Genomic DNA, 24,433 nt, shown 5'->3' on the forward strand with positions numbered 1-24,433 from the left:
CTGAATGGTGTCGCCATCGGCGATCTCGACGCGACCGACTTCATCTTCTGAACCCAGCAGGGACCGTGCGAGCCTCCCGCGCGACTGGCTCCCTCATCAGGGGCGGCGGGAGCGCGTGCGCCGCGTGCCGCCGCCGCCCCGGCTGCGCCTGATGCCCGCGGTTTGGACGGCCCGGCCCGGATCTGCCGACGCCGACCGGCGGCCGATCTGCGTTTTCGTCGCGGCCGCCTGTTGACTTTGCGATGGCGCACAAGATTTTGATGCGCTCATCGAACCGACCCTTCGGTCGCATTTCAGGAGAAGCCTTTCGATGAAGAAGGTCCGCAAAGCCGTATTTCCCGTGGCAGGTCTGGGAACACGCTTCCTGCCTGCCACCAAGGCGATCCCCAAGGAGATGCTGACGGTCGTCGACCGGCCGGTGATCCAGTATGTGGTCGACGAGGCGAGGGAAGCCGGCATCGATCACCTGATCTTCGTGACCGGCCGCAACAAAGGGGTCATCGAGGACTATTTCGACATCCAGGTCGAGCTTTCCAACACGCTCGCCGAGCGCGGCAAGACGGCCGAGCTGAAGCTTCTCGACGACCTCCAGCCGAAACCCGGCACCGCGAGCTTCACCCGCCAGCAGGCGCCGCTCGGCCTCGGCCACGCCATCTGGTGCGCCCGCGATCTCGTCGGCAACGAGCCCTTCGCGATCCTTCTGCCCGACATGATCATGCAGGCCGAGAAGGGCTGCCTCGCCGAGATGGTGGCCCTCTACGAAAAGACCGGCGGCAACGTCATTTCGGTCGAGGAATGCGATCCGGAAGAGACCCACAAATACGGCATCGTCGGCAAGGGCGACGCCGTCGGCAACGGCTTCAGGATCACCGGCATGGTTGAAAAGCCCAAGCCCGAGGACGCGCCGTCGAACTTCTCGATCTCCGGCCGCTACATCCTGCAGCCGGAGATCTTCGACATCCTCGCCACCCAGGAAAAGGGCGCGGGCAACGAGATCCAGCTCACCGACGGCATGCTGAAGCTGGCGGAAAGCCAGGATTTCGCCGCCTATCCCTTCACCGGCCGCACCTTCGACTGTGGTTCGAAGGAAGGCTTCATCGAGGCGAACGTCGCCTTCGCGCTCTATCGGCCGGACATTCGCGACAAGGTCATCGGCAACCTGGAAAAGCTGATGAACACGGTGAAGCCGGCGGAGTGATCCGGCGCCGGGCCGCCTGCGGATGCCGGGCCGGCGCCCGGCGCCCGTTGGCGCCCATGCCGCCGACCGTGGGATGAACGCCTGCCGGCGCGCGGTTCCGCCGCGCTCCGCATTCCGGCCGCGACGACGCTCGTCCCGCACCATCACCAGCTACAGCAATGGCAAGTCTCGAAGGGAGGCCAGATGAGCGTCGCGGATCGTGTGCGGCTGGGCGAGGTCACCGTCCTGGCGGATGACTGGGGCGTCCTCAAGAAGACCGTCTTCGACTTCCGCCGCGCCGACGGCAGCTGGCAGCGCCAGACGCGCGAGACCTACGACCGGGGCAATGGCGCGGTCATCCTGCCCTATGATCCCGTCGCGGGGCGGGTGATCCTGATCCGGCAGTTCCGCTTCCCGGCCTTCGTCAGCGGCTGCGACGAGCTGATGATCGAGGCCCCGGCGGGGCTTCTCGATGCGGCGGCGCCGGAAGAGCGGATCCGGGCCGAGCTCGAGGAGGAGGCCGGCCTGCGGGTGCGGGAGGTCGAGCGGCTCTGGGACGTATTCATGAGCCCCGGCTCGGTCACCGAACGGCTGTTCTTCTTCGTCGCCCGCTACGACAGTTCGCACCGGGCGGGCACTGGCGGCGGCATCGCCGCGGAGGGCGAGGACATCGAGGTCCTCGACCTCGCCTTCGCCGAGGCCCTGCAGATGACCCGCGACGGCCGGATCCGCGACGCCAAGACCATCATGCTGCTGCAGCATGCGGCGCTGACGATCTTCGCCGGCCGCTCCGGGGCCGAACCAGCCTCCGCCTGAGCCTCCCGCGGGGGAACGACAGAGCCGGCGCGTCGCCGCCTCAGCGCTGCAGCGTGATGCCGAGCCGGATGGTGTCGGCGCTGTAGCGGCTGTCCTCGGCGACCGCGAAGGACCGGCGGTGTTCGTAGGAGCCGGTCAGGGCGAACTGGCGGTTGAGCCAGTAGTTGAAGCCGGCTTCGCCCGACAGGAGCAGCTTGTCGTCGTTCTCCACGGTCGAATCCTCATAGCCGAGCCGTGCCGCCGCCGTCAGCGTCGTTCGGGCGCCGACGGAGTGGGCGATGGCGAGGGAGGTCTCGTAATTGGTCGTCGCCGACTGTCCGGTCAGCTCCGGCGCGAAGCTGGTGAGGGCGGCGAGGGTCACGTCCGTGCCCCGCTGCGGCGACCAGACGAGGCTGGCGTCGACGGTCGTCGCGCTCGCCGTCCGGGCCGCTTCGTCGTCGGGCAGGTACCAGGCATAGCCGACGGCGATTTCGCCCTTCAGCTTGTCCCGCAGGTCGAGGGCGACGCCGGTCCGCAGCGCCGGCAGCCAGGCATCGCGTGACGGCCCGTCCCGTTCGCTCGGCTGGGGCACGTCGAAGAGCCGCCGGCCGAGGCTCGCCTCGACAAAGGGCTTGATGGCCGGGGAAAGGTCGAAGCCGGTGCGCAGCGCCGCGCTCAGCGTCGTGTAGTCCTCGTCGACGCTGCCCTCCGGCAGGCTCAGATAGGAGCGCCGCGCCGCCGTCAGCGTGCCGCCGACAGTCACCGGATGGAAGTCGTGGGTGAGTTCGGCCGCCAGCGACCCCGAGAACACATCGGCCCGGCCGGAAAGGGATTCGTCGTCGAGGACGTCGGAATAGTCCTCGCGGGCATAGTCGATCGCGCCGCGCAGCGTCGCCACCGTGTCCCGGGAGATGTCGATCCGCAGGCGGCCGTCGACCGCCGCGCTCGGATCCTGCTGCTCGTCCCCTGCGAAATCCTTGCGGTAGGAAAAGTGCGAGTTGAACTCGGCCTGGTGGCTCGACCAGTCGGAGACGAGGCGCGAGGAGATGATCGTCTCGGTGAAGGCGCCGCTCGTGGCATCCCTGTCGTTCTGGAGGTTGCTGGAGGCGCCGATCGTCTGGATCAGCTCCGGATAGAGAATGAAGGTGCCGACCCGCACGCCGACGGGCGCGAAGGGGTCGTCGGCATCGGCGCGGTTCAGCCGGCGGACGCGGTCCACCGTCTCGGCCGCCTGGTTGCTGCGCAGGATCGACTGGGCGCCCCGCGTCTCGTCGGTGATGCCGGCGCCGAGCGTCGGGTTGAGCGGATCGGGCAGGTCGTCGCCCTGGTTTTCGCCGGCGGCCGCCTCGCCGTCTTCGGTCCGCTCCTCGCCGCTTCTCTCGGCCGGTCTCGCCGAGGTGTTGGCGCGTCCGGCCGGCACGGCGAGGCCATCACCGGGAACAAGGGAGGGCGGTCCGTCATCGAGGTCGAAGCTCTGCCGTGGCCCGGTTCCCGAAGCACCGGCATCGGGTCCGGGATCGGCGGCGTCCTCGGCTGCGGGATCGGGGACCTGCCGCAGCTGCGAGGGATCGTCGCCCTTCTCGTCCGGCGCGGTGATGTCCTGGCGATTGTAGGCGCCCAGCGCCTCGATCAGGTCGGCATTGGGATCGGCGAGCCGGCTGGAGCTCGGATTGCCCTCGACGGTCCGCCGCAGTGATCCGTCGCTGGACAGGTCCTGCGCGAGCGCCGGCGAGGCGGACATGGCGAGCCCGGCCGCCAAGAGCAGCATCACCGGCAAAACCCGTCCGTCTGTCTGGTCCATCGTCGCGCGTCGTCCGGCATGTCTGTTGGCGTCCCGCTTGCACTCGGCCGGCGGGGTCTTCAGCGGCATTGACCGATTGTTGCAGATCGGACACTTCTGGGACGAGAACCTAGCCGCCGGCGGTTGCGCGAAACAGGAATCGCGACGCCGTCCCGATACGGTCACGTTTGCGTCAGATAGCCGAAGGCTTCATTCCATCGTCGGGTGCGTCGGTCTCGTCGGCCGCAGCCAGCCCGGCCAAGACGAGAAGAACGAACGATGTCCCTGCCCAACGTCGAGATTGCCGCCGCGAACGACCAGGTCGGTTCGCGCTCCGCCGCCCACACGATCGAGACCGAGATCGAGGCGCTGAAGGCACTGGCGGCGCTGATCAAGACGGACATGGCGGCGAGCTTCGAGGCGGCCCTCGATCTCATCGCGTCGGTCTCCGGCCGGCTGATCGTCACCGGCGTCGGCAAGAGCGGCCATATCGGCTCGAAGATCGCCGCGACCTTCGCCTCGACCGGCACGCCGGCCTTCTTCGTCCACCCCTCCGAGGCCAATCACGGCGATCTCGGCATGATCGGCAAGGACGATGCGATCCTCGCCATGTCGTGGTCCGGCGAGACCGCCGAGCTCTACGGCATCGTCGCCTATTCCCGCCGCTTCCGCATTCCCCTCGTCGCCGTCACCTCGCGGCCGAACTCGACGCTTGCCCGCGAGGCGGACGTGACGCTGCTCCTGCCGCGGGCGACCGAAGCCTGTCCGCTCGGCCTCGCGCCGACCTCCTCCTCGACCATGCAGCTGGTCATGGGCGATGCGCTCGCCGTGGCCCTCCTCGAACGCCGCGGCTTCACCCCCGACGACTTCCACGTCTTCCATCCGGGCGGCCAACTGGGCGCCAGCCTGAAGCACGTCTCCGACATCATGCACACCGGCGAGGCGATGCCGCTGGTCGCCTCCGGCACGCTGATGTCCGAAGCGATCATCACCATGTCGCGCAAGGGCTTCGGCTGCGTCGGCGTGATCGGCGAGGACGGCCGCCTGAAGGGCATCATCACCGACGGCGACCTGCGCCGCCACCTCGATCCGGGCCTGCTCGCCCGCACCGTCGACCACGTGATGACCGCCGATCCGAAGACCATCCGGCCGGACACCCTTGCCGTCGCGGCGCTGGAGATGATCAACACCCGCAACATCACCGCCGTGATGGTGGTGCGCGAGGGCCGGCCGGTCGGCATCGTCCACCTGCACGACCTTTTGCGCCTCGGCGTCGCCTGAACGGGTAGCCACCCCGATAAGCCCCGCGCCCCGTCCGTCGTGATCGGGGGCCGGGTTTCACGGCGACGCGGGGGCCCGTTCAGGACGGGTGATCTGCTCGACCGCGCCGCGAGCGGGCGTGTCAGGTCCGCCCGCCGACCTCGTCGAGATGATCCAGCATGTCCGCCGGATCCTCATAGACCCGGAACGCGCCCGAGCGTTCCAGTTCCTCGCCGCCATAGCCGCCGGACAACAGCCCGACGCCGAGCGCCCGGCAGCGCTGGGCGGCGAGCATGTCCCAGATCGAATCGCCGATCACCATCGAACCTTCCGTCGCGACCCCGAGGCGCTCCGCCGCCGCGATGAACAGGTCGGGCTCGGGCTTGGCGTATTTTACAGCGTCCCTTGTGACCACCGGCACCTCGTCCGGGTCGATCCCGAGCCGGTCGAGATTGTGCTTTGCCGTCTCCATCCGCCCGCTCGTCGCGATCGCCCAGGCGAGCTTCTCGCGGGTCAGGGCGTCGAGCAGCTCGCGCGCCCCCGGCAGCGGCACGACGCTGCGCGAATGGCTCCTGTAGGCCTCCGCATGGGCCTGACGCAGCCGCTCGCGGCGTTCCTCGGTGATCTCCTCGCCGATCTCGCGCAGCAGCTGGTTGGTGAACAGGCCGCCGCTCATGCCGATCTTGCGGTGGATCCGCCAGACCGACAGGGCGATGCCCTCGGCGTCGAGCGCGTCCTTCCAGGAGAGGACGTGCTGGTAGACGCTGTCGACCAGCGTGCCGTCGAGATCGAAGAGGAAGGCGGGGCTTTGGCGCATGATGGCCTCCGGGGAACTGGGGAGGGGAAGATAAGCCAGACGATGGGAGCTTCCATGGCGCCCGCCGCCGGGGCACTGGCAACCCGCCCTCGCAGCCGCCGCCGATCGGGCGCCGGCGCCGGGACCTCGACCGGTTCTGGCGAAGCTTCTGTCACGCAAATGAAAAACTCCACGGGCCGGCACGAGATTGCCGCTGGACAGGGCCCGAAAGCTTTTCTATAAGGCCGCCACTCCCCGCCGCATCGGCCTTGCAGAAACGCTGTAAGCGAGCATCGGCGGCGGCGCCCGGGTAGCTCAGTTGGTAGAGCATGCGACTGAAAATCGCAGTGTCACTGGTTCGATTCCAGTCCCGGGCACCACTCCTGATCGAGGGCGTGGCGACATCGACCGGACGTGCTGCCTGAAGCACTCCTGATCTCGCCGGGAGATTTCCTCCAAGTCGCAGATATCAGCGGATGCCGGCGCGTATCGTGCCGACGCCGACGCTTGCTTTTTCCTCGATCAAGATGCGCGAATGTGCGGGGCGGGGGTTGCACCTGCCGAAGCGACGCGATGCGCCCAACAGCGGCCGCGCCAGGCCCGGCCATTGCAAGCGTTGCGGCGGACGCCGCTTCGCCGCGCACCGTTGCCGTTCCAGCCAATCATCGTCGGTGGAGGCGAAGCGGGAGGCCGCCTGAAGCGGGCCGCCCTCTTCATTCACCCGCGTGACGACCTACGCCGCATAGACCACCAAGAGGTCCTTGGCGTCGATCTGCGAGCCGGTGGAGACATGCACCGCCTCGATCCTGCCGTTGCGCTCGGCGTGGATGGCGGTTTCCATCTTCATCGCCTCGATCGACAGGAGCACGTCGCCCGCCTTGACCTCCTGGCCGGCCGCGACCGCAAGCGTCGAGACGACGCCCGGCATCGGGGCGCCGAGATGGTTCGGATTGGCCGGATCGGCCTTCTGCCTGGCGCCATTGCCGGCGGCGCCATGGGCCCGGTCCGGCACCTTCACCCGGCGGGGCTGGCCGTTCAGCTCGAAGAACACCGTGCGCATGCCCTTCTCGTCGGTCTCGCCGAAGCCGAGGCAGCGGATCACCAGCGTCTTGCCCCGCTCGATGTCGACCAGCACCTCGTCCTCCTGGACGATGCCGTAGAAATAGTTCGGCGTCGGCAGCATGGAGACCGGGCCGTAGAGATCGGCGGCGAGGGCGAAGTCGGTGAATACCTTCGGATACATCAGATAGGAGGCGAACTCCTGATCGCTCACCTTGCGCTCCAGCTTGGCCTCGATCGTCGCCTGCTCGGCGGCGAGGTCGGCCTCCGGGATCAGCGAGCCGGGGCGCACGGTGATCGGCTGCTTGTCCTTCAGGATCTTCGCCTGGATGTCTTTGGGCCAGCCCGAGGGCGGCTGGCCGAGATCGCCGTGCAGCATGGCGACGACGCTGTCGGGGAAGGCCAGATCCTTCTTCGGATCCATCACGTCGGCGACGGTGAGATCCTGGCTGACCATCATCAGCGCCATGTCGCCGACGACCTTGGAGGAGGGCGTCACCTTGACGATGTCGCCGAACATCTTGTTGACGTCGGCATAGGTCTGGGCGACCTGGTGCCAGCGGGTCTCCAGCCCGAGGGAGCGGGCCTGCTCCTTCAGATTGGTGAACTGGCCGCCCGGCATCTCGTGCAGATAGACCTCCGAGGCGGGGCCCTTCAGGTCGCTCTCGAAGGCGGCATACTGGGTGCGCACGGCCTCCCAGTAGAAGGAGATCCGCCGGATCGCGGCCGAGGAGAGGCCGGGATCGCGCTCCGATCCCTTCAGCGCCTCGACGATCGAGCCGAGGCAGGGCTGCGAGGTGTTGCCCGAGAAGGCGTCCATCGCCGCGTCGACCGCGTCGACGCCGGCATCCACCGCCGCCAGCACCGTCGCCGCCGAGATCCCCGAGGTGTCGTGGGTGTGGAAGTGGATCGGAAGCCCGACCTCCTCCTTCAGCGCCTTGAACAGGACGCGCGCCGCCGCCGGCTTCAGGAGCCCCGCCATGTCCTTGACGCCGAGGATGTGGGCGCCGGCGGCTTCCATCTCCTTGGCCAGCGCGACGTAGTATTTGAGATCGTATTTCGCGCGCTCGGGGTCGAAGAGGTCGCCGGTGTAGCAGATCGCGCCTTCGCAGATCTTGCCGGCCTCGCACACGGCGTCCATCGAGACGCGCATGTTCTCCACCCAGTTGAGGCAGTCGAACACCCGGAAGAGGTCGACGCCGCCCTTCGCCGCCTCGGCGACGAAGTACTTCACGACGTTGTCGGGATAGTTGGTGTAGCCGACGCCGTTGGAGCCCCGGAGCAGCATCTGCAGGAGGATGTTCGGCGCCTTCTCCCGGACGAGGGCGAGCCGCTCCCACGGGTCCTCGGTGAGGAAGCGCATGGCGACGTCGAAGGTGGCGCCGCCCCAGCATTCCAGCGACAGGAGCTGCGGCAGGCCCCGCGCATAGGCCTCGGCGATACCGACGATGTCATGGGTGCGGGCCCGCGTCGCGAGCAGCGACTGATGGCCGTCGCGCATCGTCGTGTCGGTGATCATCACCTCGGGCTTGTCGCGCAGCCAGTCGGCAAAGCCCTTGGGGCCGAGCTCGTCGAGCTTCTGCCGGGTGCCGGGAGCGATCGGGGCGTCGAACAGCGGCGCCACCGGCGGGGCGTGGTCCTGCGGCGGCATCGGCCGGTTCTTCGTCTCGGGATGGCCGTTGACCGTGACGTCGGCGAGATAGGTGAGGAGCTTGGTGGCGCGGTCGCGGCGCTTGACCTGCTGGAACAGCTCCGGCGTCTCGTCGATGAACTTGGTGTTGTAGGTGTTGTCCCGGAACTTCTCGTGGCCGATGATCGCCTCGAGGAAGGTGAGGTTCGTCGCGACGCCGCGGATGCGGAATTCGCGCAGCGCCCGGTCCATGCGGGCGATCGCCTCTTCCGGCGTCGGCGCCCAGGCGGTGACCTTTTCCAGGAGCGGATCATAGAACCGCGTGATCACCGCGCCGGAATAGGCGGTGCCGCCGTCGAGCCGGATGCCGAAGCCGGTGGCGCCGCGATAGGCGGTGATGCGGCCATAGTCCGGGATGAAGTTGTGCTCGGGATCCTCCGTGGTGATCCGGCACTGCAAAGCGTGGCCGTTGAGCTTGATGTCGGCCTGGGCGGGAACGCCGGATTCGGGCGTTCCAATCGCGTGACCGTCGAGGATGTGGATCTGCGCCTTGACGATGTCGATGCCGGTCACCTCCTCGGTGACCGTATGCTCGACCTGGATGCGTGGGTTGACCTCGATGAAGTAGAACGCGTCGGTGTCCGCATCCATCAGGAACTCGACGGTGCCGGCGCCGACATAGGCCGTCGCGTCGGCGAGCTTGCGGGCATAGGCGGCGAGTTCGCGGCGCTGCTCGTGGGAGAGATACGGCGCCGGCGCGCGCTCGACGACCTTTTGATTGCGTCGCTGGATCGAGCAGTCGCGCTCGAACAGGTCGACGACGTTGCCATGGGTGTCGCCGAGGATCTGCACCTCGACGTGGCGGGCCCGCTCGACCAGCTTTTCCAGATAGACCTCGTCCTTGCCGAAGGCGGCCTTGGCCTCCCGCTTGGCCTCGATCACCTCGCGCTCGAGGTCCTTCTCGGCGCGGATGACGCGCATCCCCCGGCCGCCGCCGCCCCAGGAGGCCTTCAGCATCACCGGGAAGCCGACCTCGGCCGCCATCCGCCGGACCTCGGCCATGTCGTCCGGCAGCGGCGCGGTGGCGGGCACGACCGGCACGCCGACCTCGACGGCGAGATTGCGGGCGGCAACCTTGTTGCCGAGCCGGCGCATCGTATCCGCCGAGGGGCCGATGAAGGTCAGGCCGGCCTCATGGCAGGCATCGACGAATTCGGGGCTCTCGGAGAGCAGCCCGTAGCCCGGATGGATCGCGTCGGCGCCGGACAGCTTGGCGACGCGGATCACCTCCTCGATCGACAGGTAGCTCTCGATCGGGCCGAGATCCTTGGGAAGATGGGCGCCGCGGCCGACCTGGTAGCTCTCGTCCGCCTTGAAGCGATGCAGCGCCAGCTTGTCCTCCTCCGCCCAGATCGCCACGGTCCGCAGACCGAGCTCATTGGCGGCGCGAAACACGCGGATGGCGATCTCCGACCGATTGGCGACGAGAATCTTGCGAATGGCCACGAACAACACCTCCCGAACTGTCCTGATGGGGCCGCCGGCTTACCGCCGCCCGCCCCGATGCACAAGATTGCGGCGCGTCGCGCGATTTCGCAAGTGCGAAGAAATGGCCCCGGGGTCGTCTCCGCCTATGACGTCGTCGGGCCCTCGTCAAAAGGCGCGGTGCGCGCAGACGCACGCGACCGCGTGGCTCTTGAAATATAGGACCAGGTCATATAGATTTGACCATGTTTCCATGTCGTTTGCCATCTGGGGCCGACGGCTTTTTCGGAGTTCCTGATATTCCACAACCAAACTGACGAGCGAAGGATGCGGGCGTTCAAGACGAAGGAATTCGCTCGCACTGCTCGCAAAGAGGGCGTGGCGGTGGATGAGCTGAGAAACGTCGTCAAGCGAACCCTGGGCGGGAAGATTGACGCCGAGCTCGGCGCCTTCCTGATCAAACAGAGGATATCGCAGGGAAAGGGCGGTCGGAGGGGCGCACACCGGACCATCATCGTCTTCAATGCGAAAGACCGGCTCGTGTTTGTCCACCTCTTCGGCAAAAGCGAGAAGGCCAATCTGAGCACCATTGAGGAGCGTGCCTACAAGAAGGCGGCAAAACTCATCGTCGGCCTCACCGAAGATCAGGTGCAGGCTCTTGTTCACTCCAGAGAATGGATCGAGATCGAGGATGACGGAAAAGAAAAAGGTCTATCGGAGTGAGGCGCTTCGTTCCCTCCATCTGGCGATGGAGGGGCTTCAAAAGGTCGGCGCGATCGATCTGCAGACAATGCGCGAATTCGACGTCGAATGCCTGACGACCATCGAGACATTCGATGCGGAGGGCATTCGGGCGCTCCGCGAGAACGCGCAGATGAGCCAGGCCGTGTTCGCCAAGGTTCTGAACGTCAGCACCTCGGTCGTCAGCAAATGGGAGCAGGGCGAGAAGCGGCCGAGCGGGCCTTCGCTCAAACTGCTCTCACTCGCCTACAAGAAGGGCGTCGAGGCCATCATGTGAACCTGGCTCGGCGTGTCGGATGTGCGTCGTCGAACCTCACCGGTTCCGCACCAGCGGCGTCTTCTGCGGCCAGGCGGTCTTTTCCGTCTCGCGCACGAAGGTGAAGAGCCCGGAGAGACCGACCAGCGCCATGCCGGCCATGGCGATCCAGTCCGGGAACTCCTCGAAGAAGGCCGCGCCGATCACCGCCGCCCAGATGATCTGGCTGTACTGGGTGGGCGCGACCCGGGCCGCCGAGGCGAAGCGGGTCGCGAAGACCAGGAGGAGATGGGCGAGGCCGACGACGAGGCCGCCGAAGACCAGCAGCAGCCAGGTCTCGGCAGGCGGCGCCTTGAAATCCGGCAGCATCAGGACGCCGTTGACGACGACGGCGGCGACGAGCACCGCGCCGATCAGCGTCACGCGCTTTTCGCTCGGGCCGAGCACGCGCAGGACGATCACCGTGATCGCCCCGCAGATCGCGACGCCGACGGCGGCGAGATGACCGGGAAGGATCTCGCGAAAGCCCGGCCGCACGACGAGCAGGACGCCGACGAGACCGCCCACCACCGCCAGCCAGCGCCGCCAGCCGATGTCCTCCTTGAGGACCACGAAGGAGAACACCGTCACGAAGATCGGCAGGAGGAAGATCAGCGCATAGGCCTCGGCCAGCGGCAGGGTGGTGAAGGCGACGACGCCGAGTATGCCGCCGAGGGTGCCGCTCGCCATCCGGATCGCGAGCAGGCCCGGCCGCTTCGGCACGAAGACCGACGGCCAGCTATCCTCCGGCCGCTTGGTGAACAGCGCCGGCACCAGGGCGATCAGCGAAATGAAGAAGCCGACCTCGAACACCGGCAGCTGATGGCCGATCGCCTTCAGCGCCGCATCCCCGCAGGCAAACGAAAAATAGGCCGCAAAGGCGAGCAGGATGCCGGATTGCATGGGGTGCTTTCGAAACGGGCGATCGAGGCCGGTCGATAAGACGGCGTCCGGTGGCTGACAAGCGGCGGACGGCCACAGCCCGGCAAAATCCGCAAGTCTGCGAACAGATTGAGCCGACCGGGGTGGCGACGGCGTGGCGCGACCGGGACACACCCAGCCTCCGGTGCCAGCCGCGTCGAGGACGCCCGCGGGAGGCCTGAGCAAGGCCTGAGCTATGCCCGCGAGAGGCCTCGCGAGAGGCGCGCGGGAGGCCCCGCGAGAGGCGCGCGAGAGAGGATTGACGGCGCTCCGCCGGTGGTGCCAATTCCGCCCGGTCCGAGGCGGCGGGCAGGGCCGTTCGGAACTGCCGCGCCACGGACGATCGCACAATCGAAACTTGGGGAGCGAGGACGATGGTCAGTGTTATCGAGGGAGCCGAGCCGTTCGCATTTGAGGGCAACGACATCGGCGTCGTGGTGCTGCACGGCTTCACCGGAACCACCCAGAGCATGCGCTATCTCGGCGAGGGCCTCCATCGCCGCTTCGGCTTCACCGTCGTCGGGCCGCGCCTGCCGGGGCACGGCACGTCGCCGGACGACATGGAGACGACCGGCTATCTCGACTGGGTCGGCGAGGCGGAGGCGGCGCTGACGTCGCTGGCGGCGCGCAAACGCAAGGTCTTCGTCGCCGGCCTTTCGATGGGCGGCACGCTGACGCTCAACCTTGCGGCCCGCTTCCCCGATCTCGTCGCCGGCATCGCGCCGATCGCGGCGGCCGCCGGCCAGCTGACCGAGCCCTTCGCCGAGGCGCTGATGCTGAACCCGCGGCCGAAGCGGCTGCCGGGCATCGGCTCGGACATCAAGGCGGAAGGGGTCGTGGAGCTCGCCTATCCGGAGGTGCCGGTCGCATGCATGGCCGAGGCGGTGGTGCTGTTTGCCGCCACCAGCGATCTGCTGGCGAGGATCGCCTGCCCCTGCCTGGTCGTCCATGGCCGCGAGGACCACGTCGTGCCGGCCGCGAACGCCCTGAAGATCGTCAACGCCGTGTCCTCGGACGACATCCGCCTGCTCTGGCTGAACGAATCCTACCACGTGGCGACCCTCGACAACGACAAGGACCTGATCGTCGACCGCCTGGGGGCGTTCTTCACGGAGATCGGCGCCGCCTGAGACAGCCGCGGGAGTTCCTCGCGGGAATCTCGCGAGGCCCCGCAGGCACTGCCTGTTCGGGGAGCTGCCTGGCCGAGGAGACAGCGAACGGGAAAGCCGAAATTGCGAAGCAGGTGCCGGACACACGAAAAAGGGCAGCGAGGGGGAGCTGCCCTTTTTCGTGTGCATGTTGCGATCGAGGGGGGATGATCGCTTGGGGGTGCCTGAATAATGCACGGGTCTCGCCCGGGTTCCGGGTGTGGCGAGAATTATTTCGCCGGGTGTCGAGAAGGCTGCCTGCCGGCCGAAAGGGCGTCCTGTTCCGCCAAGTATCTGCGCCCGATGGTTATGTCACAGGTTCGGGGATGAAACGGACGGCCCGGTGCAGGACCTCCTCCGGCGGGGATCGGGTCGAACCGGGCGGTGCTGCCCTGATCGTCCCGCTTTTCGGCTTGGCGCGAGCGGCTCCGGGAGTGCATAATTGCCGGATGCAGCCGGTCGGCAGAGCCTGTGGAGGGTGATTTGGTCACGGCGTTTCATTCGCTCGCAAATGCCGGCCGCCATCCTCGCGGCTGGCCCTGCCGCATGCTGGTCTGCGGGCAGTCGGAAGCGCGGCGCTTCCACGCCGAACTGCGGCCGAGCCACGTCCTGTCGATCGTCACCCCGGGGCGCAGCTATCTCGGTCCTAAGGACGTTGCGCCGGAGTGCCACCTGAAGGTCGAGTTCGACGACGTGGAGGAGCCCGCATCCGCCGCCGCCCCGACGCTCGACCAGATGCGCGGGATCATCGCCTTTGTCGCCGACCTGCCGGAGGAGGCGAGCCTCTGCCTGCACGGCCTGCAGGGTGTGCGGCGGGCGCCGGCCGTCGGCCTCGGCATTCTCGCCAGCCTGATGCCCGCAGGCGAAGCGGCGGCCGCCCTGACGCCCTTCTGCCGGCATTCGCCGGATCCCAATCGTCTCGTCGTCCGGCTGTTCGATGCGGCGCTGGCGGAGGAGGGCGCGCTGATCCAGGCCTGCGACAGCCGTTTCGTCGCCGGCAGCGGAACATTGCTCCGGCGCAGCCAGGACGATCGCACCGATTTCGACTTCGGTCTCCTGGCGCTCGAGGAAGACCGCGTGCGCCGCGGCTGAGTGGAAGCCACCGGCTCGGGCCAAGCGGGCGATCCATTAGGGCCACCGCCTGTCCTGGTGGGTGCATCCCGATGGCGACGCGATATCACCTCCCGCATCCGCCGCCGGATGCGGTCAGCCGTTCGAGGGAAGCCGTGTCATGGACGATGGTCTCTATTCCGCTCGGCTCGAACCGGAGCCGCCCACGGCCCATGCGCAGCACCGGCTGAACGTTCCGCTCAATGCGCTTCGCGCCTTCGAGGCGGCGGCGCGTCATCTGTCGATCAAGCAGGCGGCGCTCGAACTGGCGGTGACGCCGTCCGCCGTCAGCCATCAGCTGCGGATCCTGGAAGAGGCTCTGGGCGTGACGCTGATGCAGCGGCTCGCGGGCGGCCTCGTCCTCACAGAAGCGGGCGCAAGGCTGGCGCCCGAACTGACCGGCGGCTTCGGCCGGATCGCCGGGGCGGTGGCCGGGCTGCGGCAGGAGCGCGGGAGCGGGCCGCTGCGGCTGTCGATGCTGCCGACCTTCGCCTCGCACTGGCTCTTGCCCCGGCTGGCGCGCCATCCCCTCGAGCGTGCCGGCTTCGACCTCCTGATCTCGACCACCCAGGACGCCGTGGACCTCGCCTCCGGCGCCGCCGACGTCGCCGTCCGGCACGGACGGGGCAACTGGCGGGGGCTGCGGGCGGACCTGTTGTTCGAGGAGCATGTCGGCCTCTTCGGCCCCGCGACAGCGGATCCCCCCGATCTGGAGGAGATCCGCGCGCGGATCGGCCGGGCGACGCTGTTCCTGTCCCGGCATCGCCGGGAGAACTACGTCCGCTGGAACGACACCCTGCCGGGCGGCCCGATCCGCCCGGCTTCGGTGATGACGGTGGATTCCGCCGGGCTATCGCTGCGCGCGGCGATGGATGGGGCAGGCTTCGCTTTGGCCGGCGTGGAGATGGCGGCGTACGACGTCGGCGCCGGACGGTTGAGCGAGCCCTTCGCCCACCGCATTGCGGCCGGAGGCGGCTACTATCTCGTCTATCCGGAGGCGCTGGCGCGGGATCGGCGGGTGCGCAACCTCAGCCGCTGGATGGCCGACGCGGCGGGCGAGGGCGGCGAGCCCGGCGCCATGCCGTCAAGGGAGAGACCTCACTCTTCTTCGCCCGACCAGTAGTCGACGGCATCTTCCGCCCGGAACGAGGCGGCCACCCGGCGCATCGCCTTGTCGCCGCCCGGCGCCGCGCCTGCGAACACGGTGATCTTGCCGCTGTCGGGATACTCCATGACGTCCGGCTCGCGCATCGTGCTGATGGCGACGTAGCGCAACGGCTCGCTGCCCGTCGCGATCATCTGGTGGGCCGTCTCCGCCCCGCCGGCCGGGCAGACGACGACTGCCCCCGCCGTAACCTCGTAGCGCGCCTCGCCGAAGCGGACGGTGCCGGTCCCGGAGAGAACGACGAACATCTCGTCGTTGCCGTGGTGGCTGTGGAAGGGCCATGCCGCCTTGCCGGGCGGTACCTCGACGAGGCGGGCGCCGAGATGGGCCGCGCCCAGCGGCGCCGCGATCGGCGCCATTGCGGCGGCGAAACGGTCGCCCTGCGTCTGTGAGACCAGCGTCAGCTCGTCGAGCCGGACGACGGGTGAGGGGCGGGGGGATGCAGGATCTCGGGACATGGCGGAGGTCTCCTTGGCGCAATTGAGCGCCGATCGCGGCTCGCTCGCAACTGAGATACCCTCAGCCGGGGACGAGAAAAGCTCACTTGGCGCGACCGATGCTTTGCCGGATCCTGTCCGGCAGGCAGGCTCGCGCGAAGGATGACGATGTGGACACTGATGCTCTACCGCTGGCGGCTGGACCAGACACGGCCCGCCCCCGCCGATCCGGCGCCGGCGCCAGCATTGGGGACGTTCCGGCACCGCCCGACGAGGCCTTCACCGTCCTTGCCGCCGACGGCTACCCGATCCGCGGCAGCATCTGGCATGGCGAGGCGCACGGCCCCGTCGTCGTCGTCCACGCCGCGACGGCGGTTCTGGCGCGTTATTATGCCCGCTTTGCCGCCTGGCTGGCGGGGCGGGGCGCGACGGTCCTGACCTTCGACTATCGCGGCATCGGCCAGTCGCGCTCGACGCCGCTGCGGGCGCTCGATGCCGGCTGGGCCGCCTGGGGGGCGCTCGACGCCGAGGCGGTCCTCGCATATGCGCTGGAGCGATGGCCGGGACGGGCCCTCATGGCGGTCGGCCATTCCATCGGCGGCTTCGCCATCGGGCTTGCGCCGAGTTCGGTGCGGCTGGAGGCGATCGTCACCGTGGGCGCGCAGTTCGCCTACTGGCGCGACTATGCTCCCCGCTCGCGACGCGCGATGGTTCTGAAGTGGCACCTCTTCATGCCGGCCGTCACCGCCATCCTCGGCTATTTCCCGGGCGCGCGGCTGGGCTGGCTGGAGGACGTGCCGCGCGGCGTGGTGCGGGACTGGAGTCGCATGGGGCCGCGTTTCGAGGCGAGCCTCGAGACCGCCCTCGACCGCGCCGAACTCTCGCGGCGCCACAGCGCAACCCGCGCGCGTCTCCTCGCCATCGGCATCAGCGACGATCCCTTCGCCACCGACGCTGCCATCGCCCGCCTTCTCGCCTATTATTCGGGCGCCGACCGCACCCATCTGCGGCTCGCGCCCGGGGATGTCGGGACCGCCGAGATCGGTCACTTCGCCTTCTTCCATGGCCGCTTCAGCCAGTCGCTCTGGCCGCTCGCCGGCGACTGGCTGATCGAGGGGCGGCTCGCGGGCGACGCACCGGGCCGGATCGTTTCGCGCAGCGAGCGCCGCGCAGGTGGCGCCTGACCGGGACCACCGCCGGGCGCCCGCGGCAGCGACCATCCGGGGCGAGACCGCTGGAGCATGATCCGATAGAGGTCGACCGGCTTCCGGCAGGCCCTGCGAAGAGGATCGGATGAAGCCGATCGCGCCCGCCGCCATCTTGCCCTCGCGCCTGCCGCCCCACAGGGGCGCACTTTCCGGCAATCCCGGATTCTTCGGAAGACGGCCACGTCCGGCGAGCGCGGAGCCTGCCCGGCGGGAGGACGCCCCTGCGGGAGAACGGCGGGGATGACGGCCGCGAGCGGCAACCTCTGCGATCACGACATTGGCAATTGATTCACAGAGCTCGTGAAATTACGGTCATTTCGGGGCAAAAAGACGACAATGTGTTGGCAGGAGTTGTGCTGTGAAAAAGTTTGCTCTGGCGATCGCGCTGGCGCTCGCCTCGTGTTTCTCGATGGTCTCCACGGCCGAAGCCGGTCTTGTGGCGAAGGTCGATCTCTCGTCCCAGACCCTGACGGTCATCAATGATGGCCGGGTGATGTATCGCTGGCCCGTCTCGACGGCCCGTCGCGGCTATCGCACGCCCACCGGCAGCTGGTCGGCGAAGCGGATCCACCGCATGTGGTACTCCCGCAAATACGACATGTCGCCGATGCCCTATTCGGTGTTCTACAATGGCGGCTATGCGATCCATGGCACCGGCGCGATCGGCCGGCTCGGCCGTCCCGCCTCCCACGGCTGCGTGCGCCTCCACCCGGCCAATGCGAAGGTGTTCTACTCGCTGGTCAAGCAGAACGGCATGCGCAACACCCGCATCGTCGTCCAGCGCTGAGACGCGCGGAACTGTCCGGCCCCGGAGCGAGCGGACAGGCTCGCCGGTTTCGGCAGTGCCGGTCGAAGCGACGGATCTGCGTCAGGATCGGGGACGGCGGACGGACAATTCCACCGGATGGGCGGGAATTCGCTGTCTCCGGGCCCCATTTCCGGACGGCCCGGGCCTGCGATCTTCGACGGCATCGCGCGGACGGCATCGATGTGCGGTCGATGCTGCTTCGTCCCTGCTCCCGGGCGTTGGCGCGGGCGGCTGTCGGCTCATATCAGCGGCCGATCAGCGGCCGAGAGATTGACTCCCGTACCGCGGGTATCGAGCCCGCGCGGCGCTTGAGCGGCAACCCTCTGGCGCAGGTCGAAGACCGGGGCCGACGGTAGCCGATGGCAGATGGGGCCGGGATCGGTGCCTCGCCGATGATCTCGGACCGCAGTCTCAGACCCTGATCTCACAGCAGACGATGATCTCGCCCCGGTCGCAGCGTCCGGGCCTTCGGGGAATCGACCGCGCCGAAGAGCTGAAGAATTCATCGCCATCGCGACACGGGATGCCGGATGCGGTGGTAAGCAACGGCGGCTCCGCAGGTTCACCGGGTTTGCGCACCGGCCCCGAGTCGTTCCGGCGCGATCTGTCGGCCGACGCATCGCCGGCCTGCCGATCAGCCTCTCTTCCTCGAAGAGGCGGCAATCGCCGAGATCGCCGCCGCCGCGTCAAATGGGCGAGAGCCTTGCCTCGTCTGGGCCGCCGACTTCAGAAGATGAAGTCGCTCGCATCCAGCGCCGCGATGGCGACGTTGTTGAGGGTGATGGTGTTGAAGCCGTCGGTGATGACGGCATTGGCACCGACCTGGGTGAGGTGGTTGGCGGCGAGGTCGGCGAATGAGGTGATGGCGGTGACGGCGGAGAGATCGATCTTTTCGGCCGGGTTCGTCGCCTCGAAGTCGGCGATGATGTCCCGGCCGAAGCCGTTGCCGAAGGCGAAGATATCGGAATCGGCGTCGCCCTGCAGCCGGTCGTTGCCGGCGCCCCCGATGAGGACGTCGGAGCCGGCGAAGCCGCGCAGATTGTCGTTGCCGGTCCCGCCCCAGAGGCTGTTGTTGCCCGCCCCGCCGACGAGAATGTCGTTGCCGCCGCCGCCGCCGAGGAGGATGGTGAAGTCGTTGGCGGTCAGGCGGTCGCTGCCGGACCCTGCGAGCACTCGCTCGATGCCGAAGAGACGGTCCGTGCCGATCGCGGCGCCTGTGGCGAAGCCGGCGACGAGGTTGACGTTGATCGCCGAGGTGATCGCGCTGTAGTCCAGCGTATCGACGCCCGCGCCGCCGCCGATGATGTCCCTGGCGCCATCGGCATCGCCGGTGATCGTGTCGTTGCCGGCCTCGCCGTCGAGGAAGTCGCCGCCGGCGCCGCCGGCCAGCGTGTCGTTGCCGGCGCCGCCCCTAAGGGTGTCGGCGTTGAACCCGCCATCGAGCTGGTCGTTGCCGGCCCCGCCGAACAGCCGATCGTTGCCGGCATAGCCGCGGACGACGTCGTTGCCGCCGCCGCCATTCAGCGTGTTGGCCCCGGAATTGCCGAGGAGGGTGTCGGCGAAGTTCGAGCCGAGGACGCCTTCGATGCTCGCCAGCGTATCGCCGGCGGCGTGGCCAAACCGGCCGGTGCCGTTGCCGAGATTGACGACGACGCCGGCGTTCGAGCCCTGGTAGCTCGCCGTATCGAAGCCGCCGCCACCGTTCAGCCGGTCCGCACCCGAGCCCCCGACGAGGACGTCGTTGCCGCCAAAGCCGTTGAGAACGTCGTTCGCAGCGAGGCCGAACATCGTGTCGGCGTCGGCGGTGCCCTGGAGGTTGTCCGGGCCGGCGCCGAAGCCGAAGACGGAGACGCCTGAATTGTTGTAACCAGAAGCGAAGACGAAAACGTTGCCGCCAACACCAACAACCGTGTTGTCCAAGGTCCCGAAAATGCTCGACGCTTGAGTGTCAACAAATCTGGCATTGGTGGGGGTCAATGTTCCCCCTTGGCCGACCGCGAAGATGGCGATTGCGTTGTCGCTGGGACCACTCACAGACAGGAATGTCTGTCCGTCGACTTCGAATATCGTCATTCCTCGAGCATCATCGATGCCGAGCTGGTCGGGTCCGTATGTTCCAACGTTTGTCAGCTGACCGGAAGCCGTCATTTCAAAGACGGCGATTCCGCGTCCATATATTCCTGCCGCAAAGACATAGGCGCGCCCCTGCACGATGCCCGTTTCAAGAGAAGCCGCAGAATTAAGTGGCAGAGTTTCATTGTCTTCGACGAAGCTTGTTCGGTTCACCGTCCCGTCGCCGTTCAGCCGAAAGGCCGTCAGCCCATCGTCTCCTATGCCTGCGATCACCAGGAACGTCTGGTTGCCAACTCTGATGGACTGGACATCGGCAGCTTCCAGCAGCTGGTTGTTGGGGCTGGCCGCATCGTCCTCATTGTCGGTCGCCGTAAGACGTCCGTCGGCCCCAATTCTGAAGACGCTGAAGCCGGAATCGCCGTATCCCGAAGCGACAAGAAAATTGGTTCCCCCGACAGACGTGACTTCCATCCGCCCGAACGTGCCGTCAATTTCTCGCGTTGCGTTGTCCGAGATGACGTCCACAAAGGAAAGCGTGCCGTTGTTCGCGACCTTGAAGACGGTGATGCCGTCGTCTTCACTTCCATTTACATAAAGATAAGTCCCGCTTGGGAGTGTGATGGACGTGATGTTCGATGCGCCCGCCAATGCTGTGAGGCCGGCATCGGCAACAACGGGTAGAGGTGAAAGCTGACCGGCAGCATCGATTCGAAAACCGTTCACTGTATTTCTGGTATTTCCAGCGGTATATATGTATGTCTGGCCACTTATAGTGAGTGAGTGCACGCCAAAAGCCCGGAGAAGCGACGAGTTCGATACGTCGTCCGTTAGAGTCAGCCCGCCAGTTACCGTCGCCACGTTTTTGGTCTCCACAGAACCACAGTGACGCAACGGTAGCGCAACTCCAGATTATTTTAAATTCGAAAAAAATCAAAAATAGTAGCGGCATACGCCGCTGGGTGTTCAAAGTGGCTGCTCGATTGCGACTTGGTGATCATAACGCAGGTGGAGTGATGCGCTGTGACAGGTAACCAGGCCGTAATGCCAAAAATCTGACGCGTTGACGGCTGCATCCGTCCTGCCGGTGGCAATGCTAGAGGCTTCCCTACTGCTTCTTCTTCCGCTTCCGCATCACCTGCCAGCGGTCGTGGAACCACATCCACTGGTCGGGGTGCTCGCGCACCCAGCCTTCGACCACGTCGTTGAGGGCCTGGCAGCTGGCCTCGACGTCGATCTGGCCGGCGGCGTCGCGGGGCAGGTCGAGCCGCGGCTGGAGTTCCAGGCGGTAGCGGCCGTTCGGAAGCCGGATGCAGCGGGCCGGATAGACCTCGGCGTCGTATTGGCGGGCGAGCTTGGGGAGCAGCGGGTTGGTCTTCACCGAGTGGCCGAAGAAGGTCGTGCGCACGCCCTTGCGGAACTTCTGGTCGACGAGGACGCCCACCGAGCCGCCGCCCTTCAGGATGCCGGCCAGCGACCAGACGGCGCCGGCCTTGGACGGGATCAGGTGGCCGCCGGCGGTGCGCCGGGCCGCCTGGACGCGTTTGGCGACATAGATGTTGTTGGGCTGGCGGAACAAGGCGGTGAACTGCAGGCCATAGGCGGCAGCGCCGATCGGCAGCAGCTCGAAACAGCCGAGATGCCCGGTGAAGAAGATGAAGGGGCCTTTTCGCTCGCGCAGCTCGATGAAGGTCTTGACGCCCGTAACCTCGATCCGGCCTTCGCCGGGCCTGTCGGGATCGAAGTCGAAGAGATCGTCGAGATAGACGAATTCGGCGGCGATCCGACCCATCTGGCCCCAGTTGGCCAGCGCCGTCGCCTCGATCCAGGCAGCATCCTTCTCGGGAAAGGCGCGGGCGAGGTTTTCCCTCGCCAGCTTGTGGCGCCAGGACAAGGGGCCGAGCAGCCGCGCCGCCCGGTCGGCGATCGCCAGCCCGGCATCGGCTGGCAGCAGGCGCAGAAGCCGCAGCAGGCCGAACAGCGTCTTGGCGGTGACGAAGTCGGTCGCCCGCTTGGCCCGGAGCGCGAGTTTCAGGAGGCGTGGGTTCATGCGGGCGTTGCGCCGGTTTCCCCGTCGCCTGGCCCATCGCTGGCCCCGTCGCCGGCCCCATCCTGGCCGACCCGCAGGATGATCTTGCCGAACACCTCGCGCGCCTCCATGCGCTTCAGGGCGAGGTCGATGCCGTCGAAGCCGATCTCGGTGTCGATCACCGGATGGACGAGGCCGCGCGCCATCTTCTCCATGGCATTCGCCATGTTCTCCATGCGGCAGCCGAAGGAGCCGAGGAGCTTCAGCTGCTGCTGGAACAGCTGCATCAGGTTCATCTGGGTCGAGACGCCCGAGGTCGAGCCGCAGGTGACGAGGCGCCCGCCGCGCTTCAGGCACAGCATGGAGCCGGCCCAGGTGTCGGCCCCGACATGCTCGAAGACGACGTCGACGCCCTTCTTCTTCGTCAGTTTCCGGGTGACGCCCTCGAAGCGGTCGACGCGGTAGTTGATGACGTGGTCGGCGCCGAGTGCCCTGGCCCGCTCCGCCTTGTCGTCCGATCCGACGGTGGTGATCACCGTGCAGCCCATGCGCTTGGCGAGCTGGATCGCGGCCGAACCGATGCCCGAGCCTCCCGCATGGATCAGGATCGTCTCGCCGGGCTCGAGCTTGGCATTGTCGAACAGCATGTGCTCGACCGTGCCGAAGGTCACCGGGGCGAGCGCCGCGCCGACGGCGTCGCAGCCGGGAGGGGCGGGCACCAGGAGGCGGGCGGGAAGGTTGATCTTCTCCTGCGCGAAGCCGTCGAGATGGAAGCCATGCACGCCGCCGACGTTTTCGCAGAGATTGTCGCGGCCCGCCCGGCAGTGGCGGCAGAGCCCGCAGGTGCGCGCGCCGTAGATCGAGACCAGTTGTCCCGGCAGCACCGAGGCGACGCCTTCGCCGATCGCCTCGACGACACCGGAGGCTTCGGCGCCGACGGTGAGCGGCATCTTGCGCTTGGCGAAGGCCATGCCGCGCCAGCCCCAGACGTCGATGTGGTTGAGTGCGACGGCGGCGATCCTGACGGTCACCTCGCCGGCTGCCGGGGCCGGGGGAGGGGAGACGTCGACGGCTCGAAGGTCGCGGTCGCCGAAGAGCTGGAGTGCGCGCATGAAAAAGCCCTGACGTTCTGGATGTGGCCGGTGCTCAGGCGCCGGGGGCGCGGCCGAGCACGAGGCAGGCGTTCTGCCCGCCGAAGCCGAAGGAGCTGGAGAGAACCGCGCCGATCTCCTGGCGCCGCGCCACGTTCGGCACGACGTCGAGGTCGATGGCGGGGTCCGGATTGGCGTGGTTGATCGTCGGCGGCAGGATGGCGTCCTTCAGCGACAGGATCGAGAAGGCCGCCTCGATGGCGCCGGCAGCCGTCAGCGTGTGGCCGATCATCGACTTGTTGGAGGAGATCGGCGTCGATTTCAGCCGGTCGCCGAAGACCGCCGCAAGGCCCATGGCCTCCATCCGGTCGTTCTCCGGCGTCGAGGTGCCGTGGGCGTTGATGTAGTCGATGCCGTCCGGTTCGAGCCCGGCATCGGCGAGGCCCGCCTTGATCGCCGCGATGATCGGCGAGCCGTCGGGCTTCGACCGGGTCCGATGGAAGTCGTCGGCCCGTTCGCCGCAACCGAGGATGAGGCCGTAGATCGTCGCGCCGCGGGCTTTCGCGGAGGCGTAGGATTCCAGCACCAGGGCACCTGCGCCCTCGGCCATGACGAAGCCGTCGCGGTCCTTGGAAAACGGCTTGGAGGCCTTTTCCGGCTCGTCGTTCTGGGTCGACAGGGCGGACAGCAGCGAGAAGCGGATCAGCGATTCCTGGGTGATCGAGCCGTCGGTGCCGATGGTGATGGCCCGATCCGTCTCGCCGCGGCGGATCGCCTCGACGCCGAGCTGGATGGCGCTGGCGCCGGACGCGCAGGCCGTCGACAGGGTGATCGGCAAACCGCGCGTGCCGAGGCGGTCGGCGAGCAGCTCGGAGATCCGGCTGCACTGGGTGAGATGGTAGATCGACGGGTCGGGATGCTGGCGGGCGATCTCGAGCAGTCGGTCGTAGCCGGCCTCAGTGGTCGCGGCGCCGTCCATCCTGTCGAGGCCGAGGCGATGCTGCCATTCCATCTCCACCGGCGGTGCGGCGAGAAACAGCGGCCCGGCGAAATCGTCGTCCTTCAGCCCGGCCATGCGGATCGCCTCGGATCCGGCGGCTTCCGCCATGGCGTAGGAGAGGCCGGTCGAGGTCCGGCCCATCTCGCCCATGAAGTCGACGCTGCCGGAGATCGTCGTGCGCAGGCCGTCGGTGGAGAAGCGGTCGATCCGGTGGATGCCCGAGCGCCCGGCGGTGAGCGCCTCCCAGTTCGCCTCGACGCCCTTGCCGAGGGAGGAGACGATGCCGAGGCCGGTGACGGCGATGACCGGGCGGCCGAGGAAGTCGGTGTCGCTGGCGCTCATGGGGAAACGCTCCTGATATCCTTGAAGGAGGGCTGCAGCCGGAAGGCCGGAAGGCCCGCGCCGCCATTCGACGCCCTCTCGTTCGA

The 24,433-nt window shown here is 67.6% G+C and carries 19 protein-coding genes and 1 tRNA gene; 11 read left to right on the top strand and 9 right to left on the bottom strand.

Annotated elements, in window-relative coordinates; genetic code table 11:
- Positions 1–310 precede the first annotated feature (310 nt).
- Positions 311–1,198, top strand: coding sequence for a UTP--glucose-1-phosphate uridylyltransferase GalU (gene galU / locus ATO4_RS22330; RefSeq protein WP_083593986.1), 888 nt, complete (start codon positions 311–313; stop codon positions 1,196–1,198).
- A gap of 183 nt (positions 1,199–1,381) precedes the next feature.
- Positions 1,382–1,993 (top strand): NUDIX domain-containing protein, encoded by a 612-nt coding sequence (locus ATO4_RS22335; RefSeq protein ID WP_083593987.1) that lies wholly within the window; start codon positions 1,382–1,384, stop codon positions 1,991–1,993.
- Positions 1,994–2,033: 40 nt separating this feature from the next.
- On the opposite strand, the gene ATO4_RS22340 is transcribed toward ATO4_RS22335, so the two are convergent.
- Positions 2,034–3,773, bottom strand: a complete 1,740-nt coding sequence (locus tag ATO4_RS22340) for an outer membrane beta-barrel protein (RefSeq protein ID WP_139802633.1) — start codon at positions 3,771–3,773, stop codon at positions 2,034–2,036.
- 258 nt (positions 3,774–4,031) lie between these two features.
- Here ATO4_RS22340 and ATO4_RS22345 point away from each other — a divergent pair, with 258 nt between their 5' ends.
- Positions 4,032–5,033, top strand: coding sequence for a KpsF/GutQ family sugar-phosphate isomerase (locus tag ATO4_RS22345; RefSeq protein WP_083593989.1), 1,002 nt, complete (start codon positions 4,032–4,034; stop codon positions 5,031–5,033).
- A 121-nt stretch (positions 5,034–5,154) separates the two neighbouring features.
- Here the strand turns inward: ATO4_RS22345 and ATO4_RS22350 are convergent, their stop codons facing one another.
- Positions 5,155–5,829 carry an HAD family hydrolase gene (locus tag ATO4_RS22350; RefSeq protein WP_083593990.1) on the bottom strand — a complete coding sequence of 225 codons (675 nt, stop codon included), beginning with the start codon at positions 5,827–5,829 and terminating at the stop codon, positions 5,155–5,157.
- 283 nt (positions 5,830–6,112) lie between these two features.
- Here ATO4_RS22350 and ATO4_RS22355 point away from each other — a divergent pair.
- Positions 6,113–6,188: transfer RNA gene (locus tag ATO4_RS22355), tRNA-Phe, on the top strand.
- Positions 6,189–6,541: 353 nt separating this feature from the next.
- On the opposite strand, the gene pyc is transcribed toward ATO4_RS22355, so the two are convergent.
- Positions 6,542–10,003 carry a pyruvate carboxylase gene (pyc, locus tag ATO4_RS22360; RefSeq protein WP_083594028.1) on the bottom strand — a complete coding sequence of 1,154 codons (3,462 nt, stop codon included), beginning with the start codon at positions 10,001–10,003 and terminating at the stop codon, positions 6,542–6,544.
- A gap of 306 nt (positions 10,004–10,309) precedes the next feature.
- Here pyc and ATO4_RS22365 point away from each other — a divergent pair, with 306 nt between their 5' ends.
- Together ATO4_RS22365 and ATO4_RS22370 are read left to right on the top strand one after the other, a co-directional pair.
- Positions 10,310–10,705, top strand: coding sequence for a type II toxin-antitoxin system RelE/ParE family toxin (locus ATO4_RS22365; protein ID WP_083593991.1), 396 nt, complete (start codon positions 10,310–10,312; stop codon positions 10,703–10,705).
- Positions 10,674–11,000 (top strand): DNA-binding transcriptional regulator, encoded by a 327-nt coding sequence (locus ATO4_RS22370; RefSeq protein WP_083593992.1) that lies wholly within the window; start codon positions 10,674–10,676, stop codon positions 10,998–11,000. The genes ATO4_RS22365 and ATO4_RS22370 overlap by 32 nt, the downstream gene beginning before the upstream one ends.
- Before the next feature lie 36 nt (positions 11,001–11,036).
- Here the strand turns inward: ATO4_RS22370 and ATO4_RS22375 are convergent, their stop codons facing one another.
- A complete protein-coding gene (locus ATO4_RS22375; RefSeq protein ID WP_083593993.1) occupies positions 11,037–11,921 on the bottom strand; it encodes a DMT family transporter in 885 nt (294 codons plus the stop codon).
- A gap of 392 nt (positions 11,922–12,313) precedes the next feature.
- On the opposite strand from ATO4_RS22375, the gene ATO4_RS22380 reads away from it, so the two are divergent.
- The 3 genes from ATO4_RS22380 (at position 12,314) to ATO4_RS22390 (ending at position 15,320) form a co-directional block, all read left to right on the top strand.
- Complete coding sequence (locus ATO4_RS22380) at positions 12,314–13,069, top strand: alpha/beta fold hydrolase (RefSeq protein WP_083593994.1); 756 nt, start codon at positions 12,314–12,316, stop codon at positions 13,067–13,069.
- A 501-nt stretch (positions 13,070–13,570) separates the two neighbouring features.
- A complete protein-coding gene (locus ATO4_RS22385; protein WP_083593995.1) occupies positions 13,571–14,179 on the top strand; it encodes a hypothetical protein in 609 nt (202 codons plus the stop codon).
- Positions 14,180–14,318: 139 nt separating this feature from the next.
- Positions 14,319–15,320 (top strand): LysR substrate-binding domain-containing protein, encoded by a 1,002-nt coding sequence (locus ATO4_RS22390; RefSeq protein WP_083593996.1) that lies wholly within the window; start codon positions 14,319–14,321, stop codon positions 15,318–15,320.
- Here ATO4_RS22390 and ATO4_RS22395 read toward each other — a convergent pair.
- Positions 15,296–15,820 carry a cupin domain-containing protein gene (locus ATO4_RS22395; protein WP_083593997.1) on the bottom strand — a complete coding sequence of 175 codons (525 nt, stop codon included), beginning with the start codon at positions 15,818–15,820 and terminating at the stop codon, positions 15,296–15,298. The genes ATO4_RS22390 and ATO4_RS22395 overlap by 25 nt on opposite strands.
- A gap of 149 nt (positions 15,821–15,969) precedes the next feature.
- On the opposite strand from ATO4_RS22395, the gene ATO4_RS22400 reads away from it, so the two are divergent.
- On the top strand, positions 15,970–16,983 hold the full coding sequence (locus tag ATO4_RS22400) for an alpha/beta fold hydrolase (RefSeq protein ID WP_210191124.1): 1,014 nt from the start codon (positions 15,970–15,972) through the stop codon (positions 16,981–16,983).
- A 433-nt stretch (positions 16,984–17,416) separates the two neighbouring features.
- A complete protein-coding gene (locus ATO4_RS22405) occupies positions 17,417–17,794 on the top strand; it encodes a L,D-transpeptidase (RefSeq protein ID WP_083594029.1) in 378 nt (125 codons plus the stop codon).
- Between the two features lie 747 nt (positions 17,795–18,541).
- Here the strand turns inward: ATO4_RS22405 and ATO4_RS22410 are convergent.
- From ATO4_RS22410 to ATO4_RS22425, 4 genes are all read right to left on the bottom strand, one after another.
- On the bottom strand, positions 18,542–20,746 hold the full coding sequence (locus tag ATO4_RS22410) for a beta-propeller fold lactonase family protein (protein ID WP_176223126.1): 2,205 nt from the start codon (positions 20,744–20,746) through the stop codon (positions 18,542–18,544).
- Positions 20,747–20,993: 247 nt separating this feature from the next.
- Positions 20,994–21,935 carry a lipid A biosynthesis lauroyl acyltransferase gene (locus tag ATO4_RS22415; protein ID WP_083593999.1) on the bottom strand — a complete coding sequence of 314 codons (942 nt, stop codon included), beginning with the start codon at positions 21,933–21,935 and terminating at the stop codon, positions 20,994–20,996.
- Positions 21,932–23,026, bottom strand: coding sequence for a zinc-binding dehydrogenase (locus tag ATO4_RS22420; RefSeq protein WP_083594000.1), 1,095 nt, complete (start codon positions 23,024–23,026; stop codon positions 21,932–21,934). Before ATO4_RS22420 ends, ATO4_RS22415 begins: the two co-directional genes overlap by 4 nt.
- Positions 23,027–23,060: 34 nt before the next feature.
- A complete protein-coding gene (locus ATO4_RS22425) occupies positions 23,061–24,347 on the bottom strand; it encodes a beta-ketoacyl-ACP synthase (protein ID WP_083594001.1) in 1,287 nt (428 codons plus the stop codon).
- Between the last annotated feature and the right edge of the window lie 86 nt (positions 24,348–24,433).

The organism is Aurantimonas sp. 22II-16-19i (genome assembly GCF_002088275.1).
Taxonomy (GTDB): Bacteria; Pseudomonadota; Alphaproteobacteria; order Rhizobiales; family Rhizobiaceae; genus Jiella.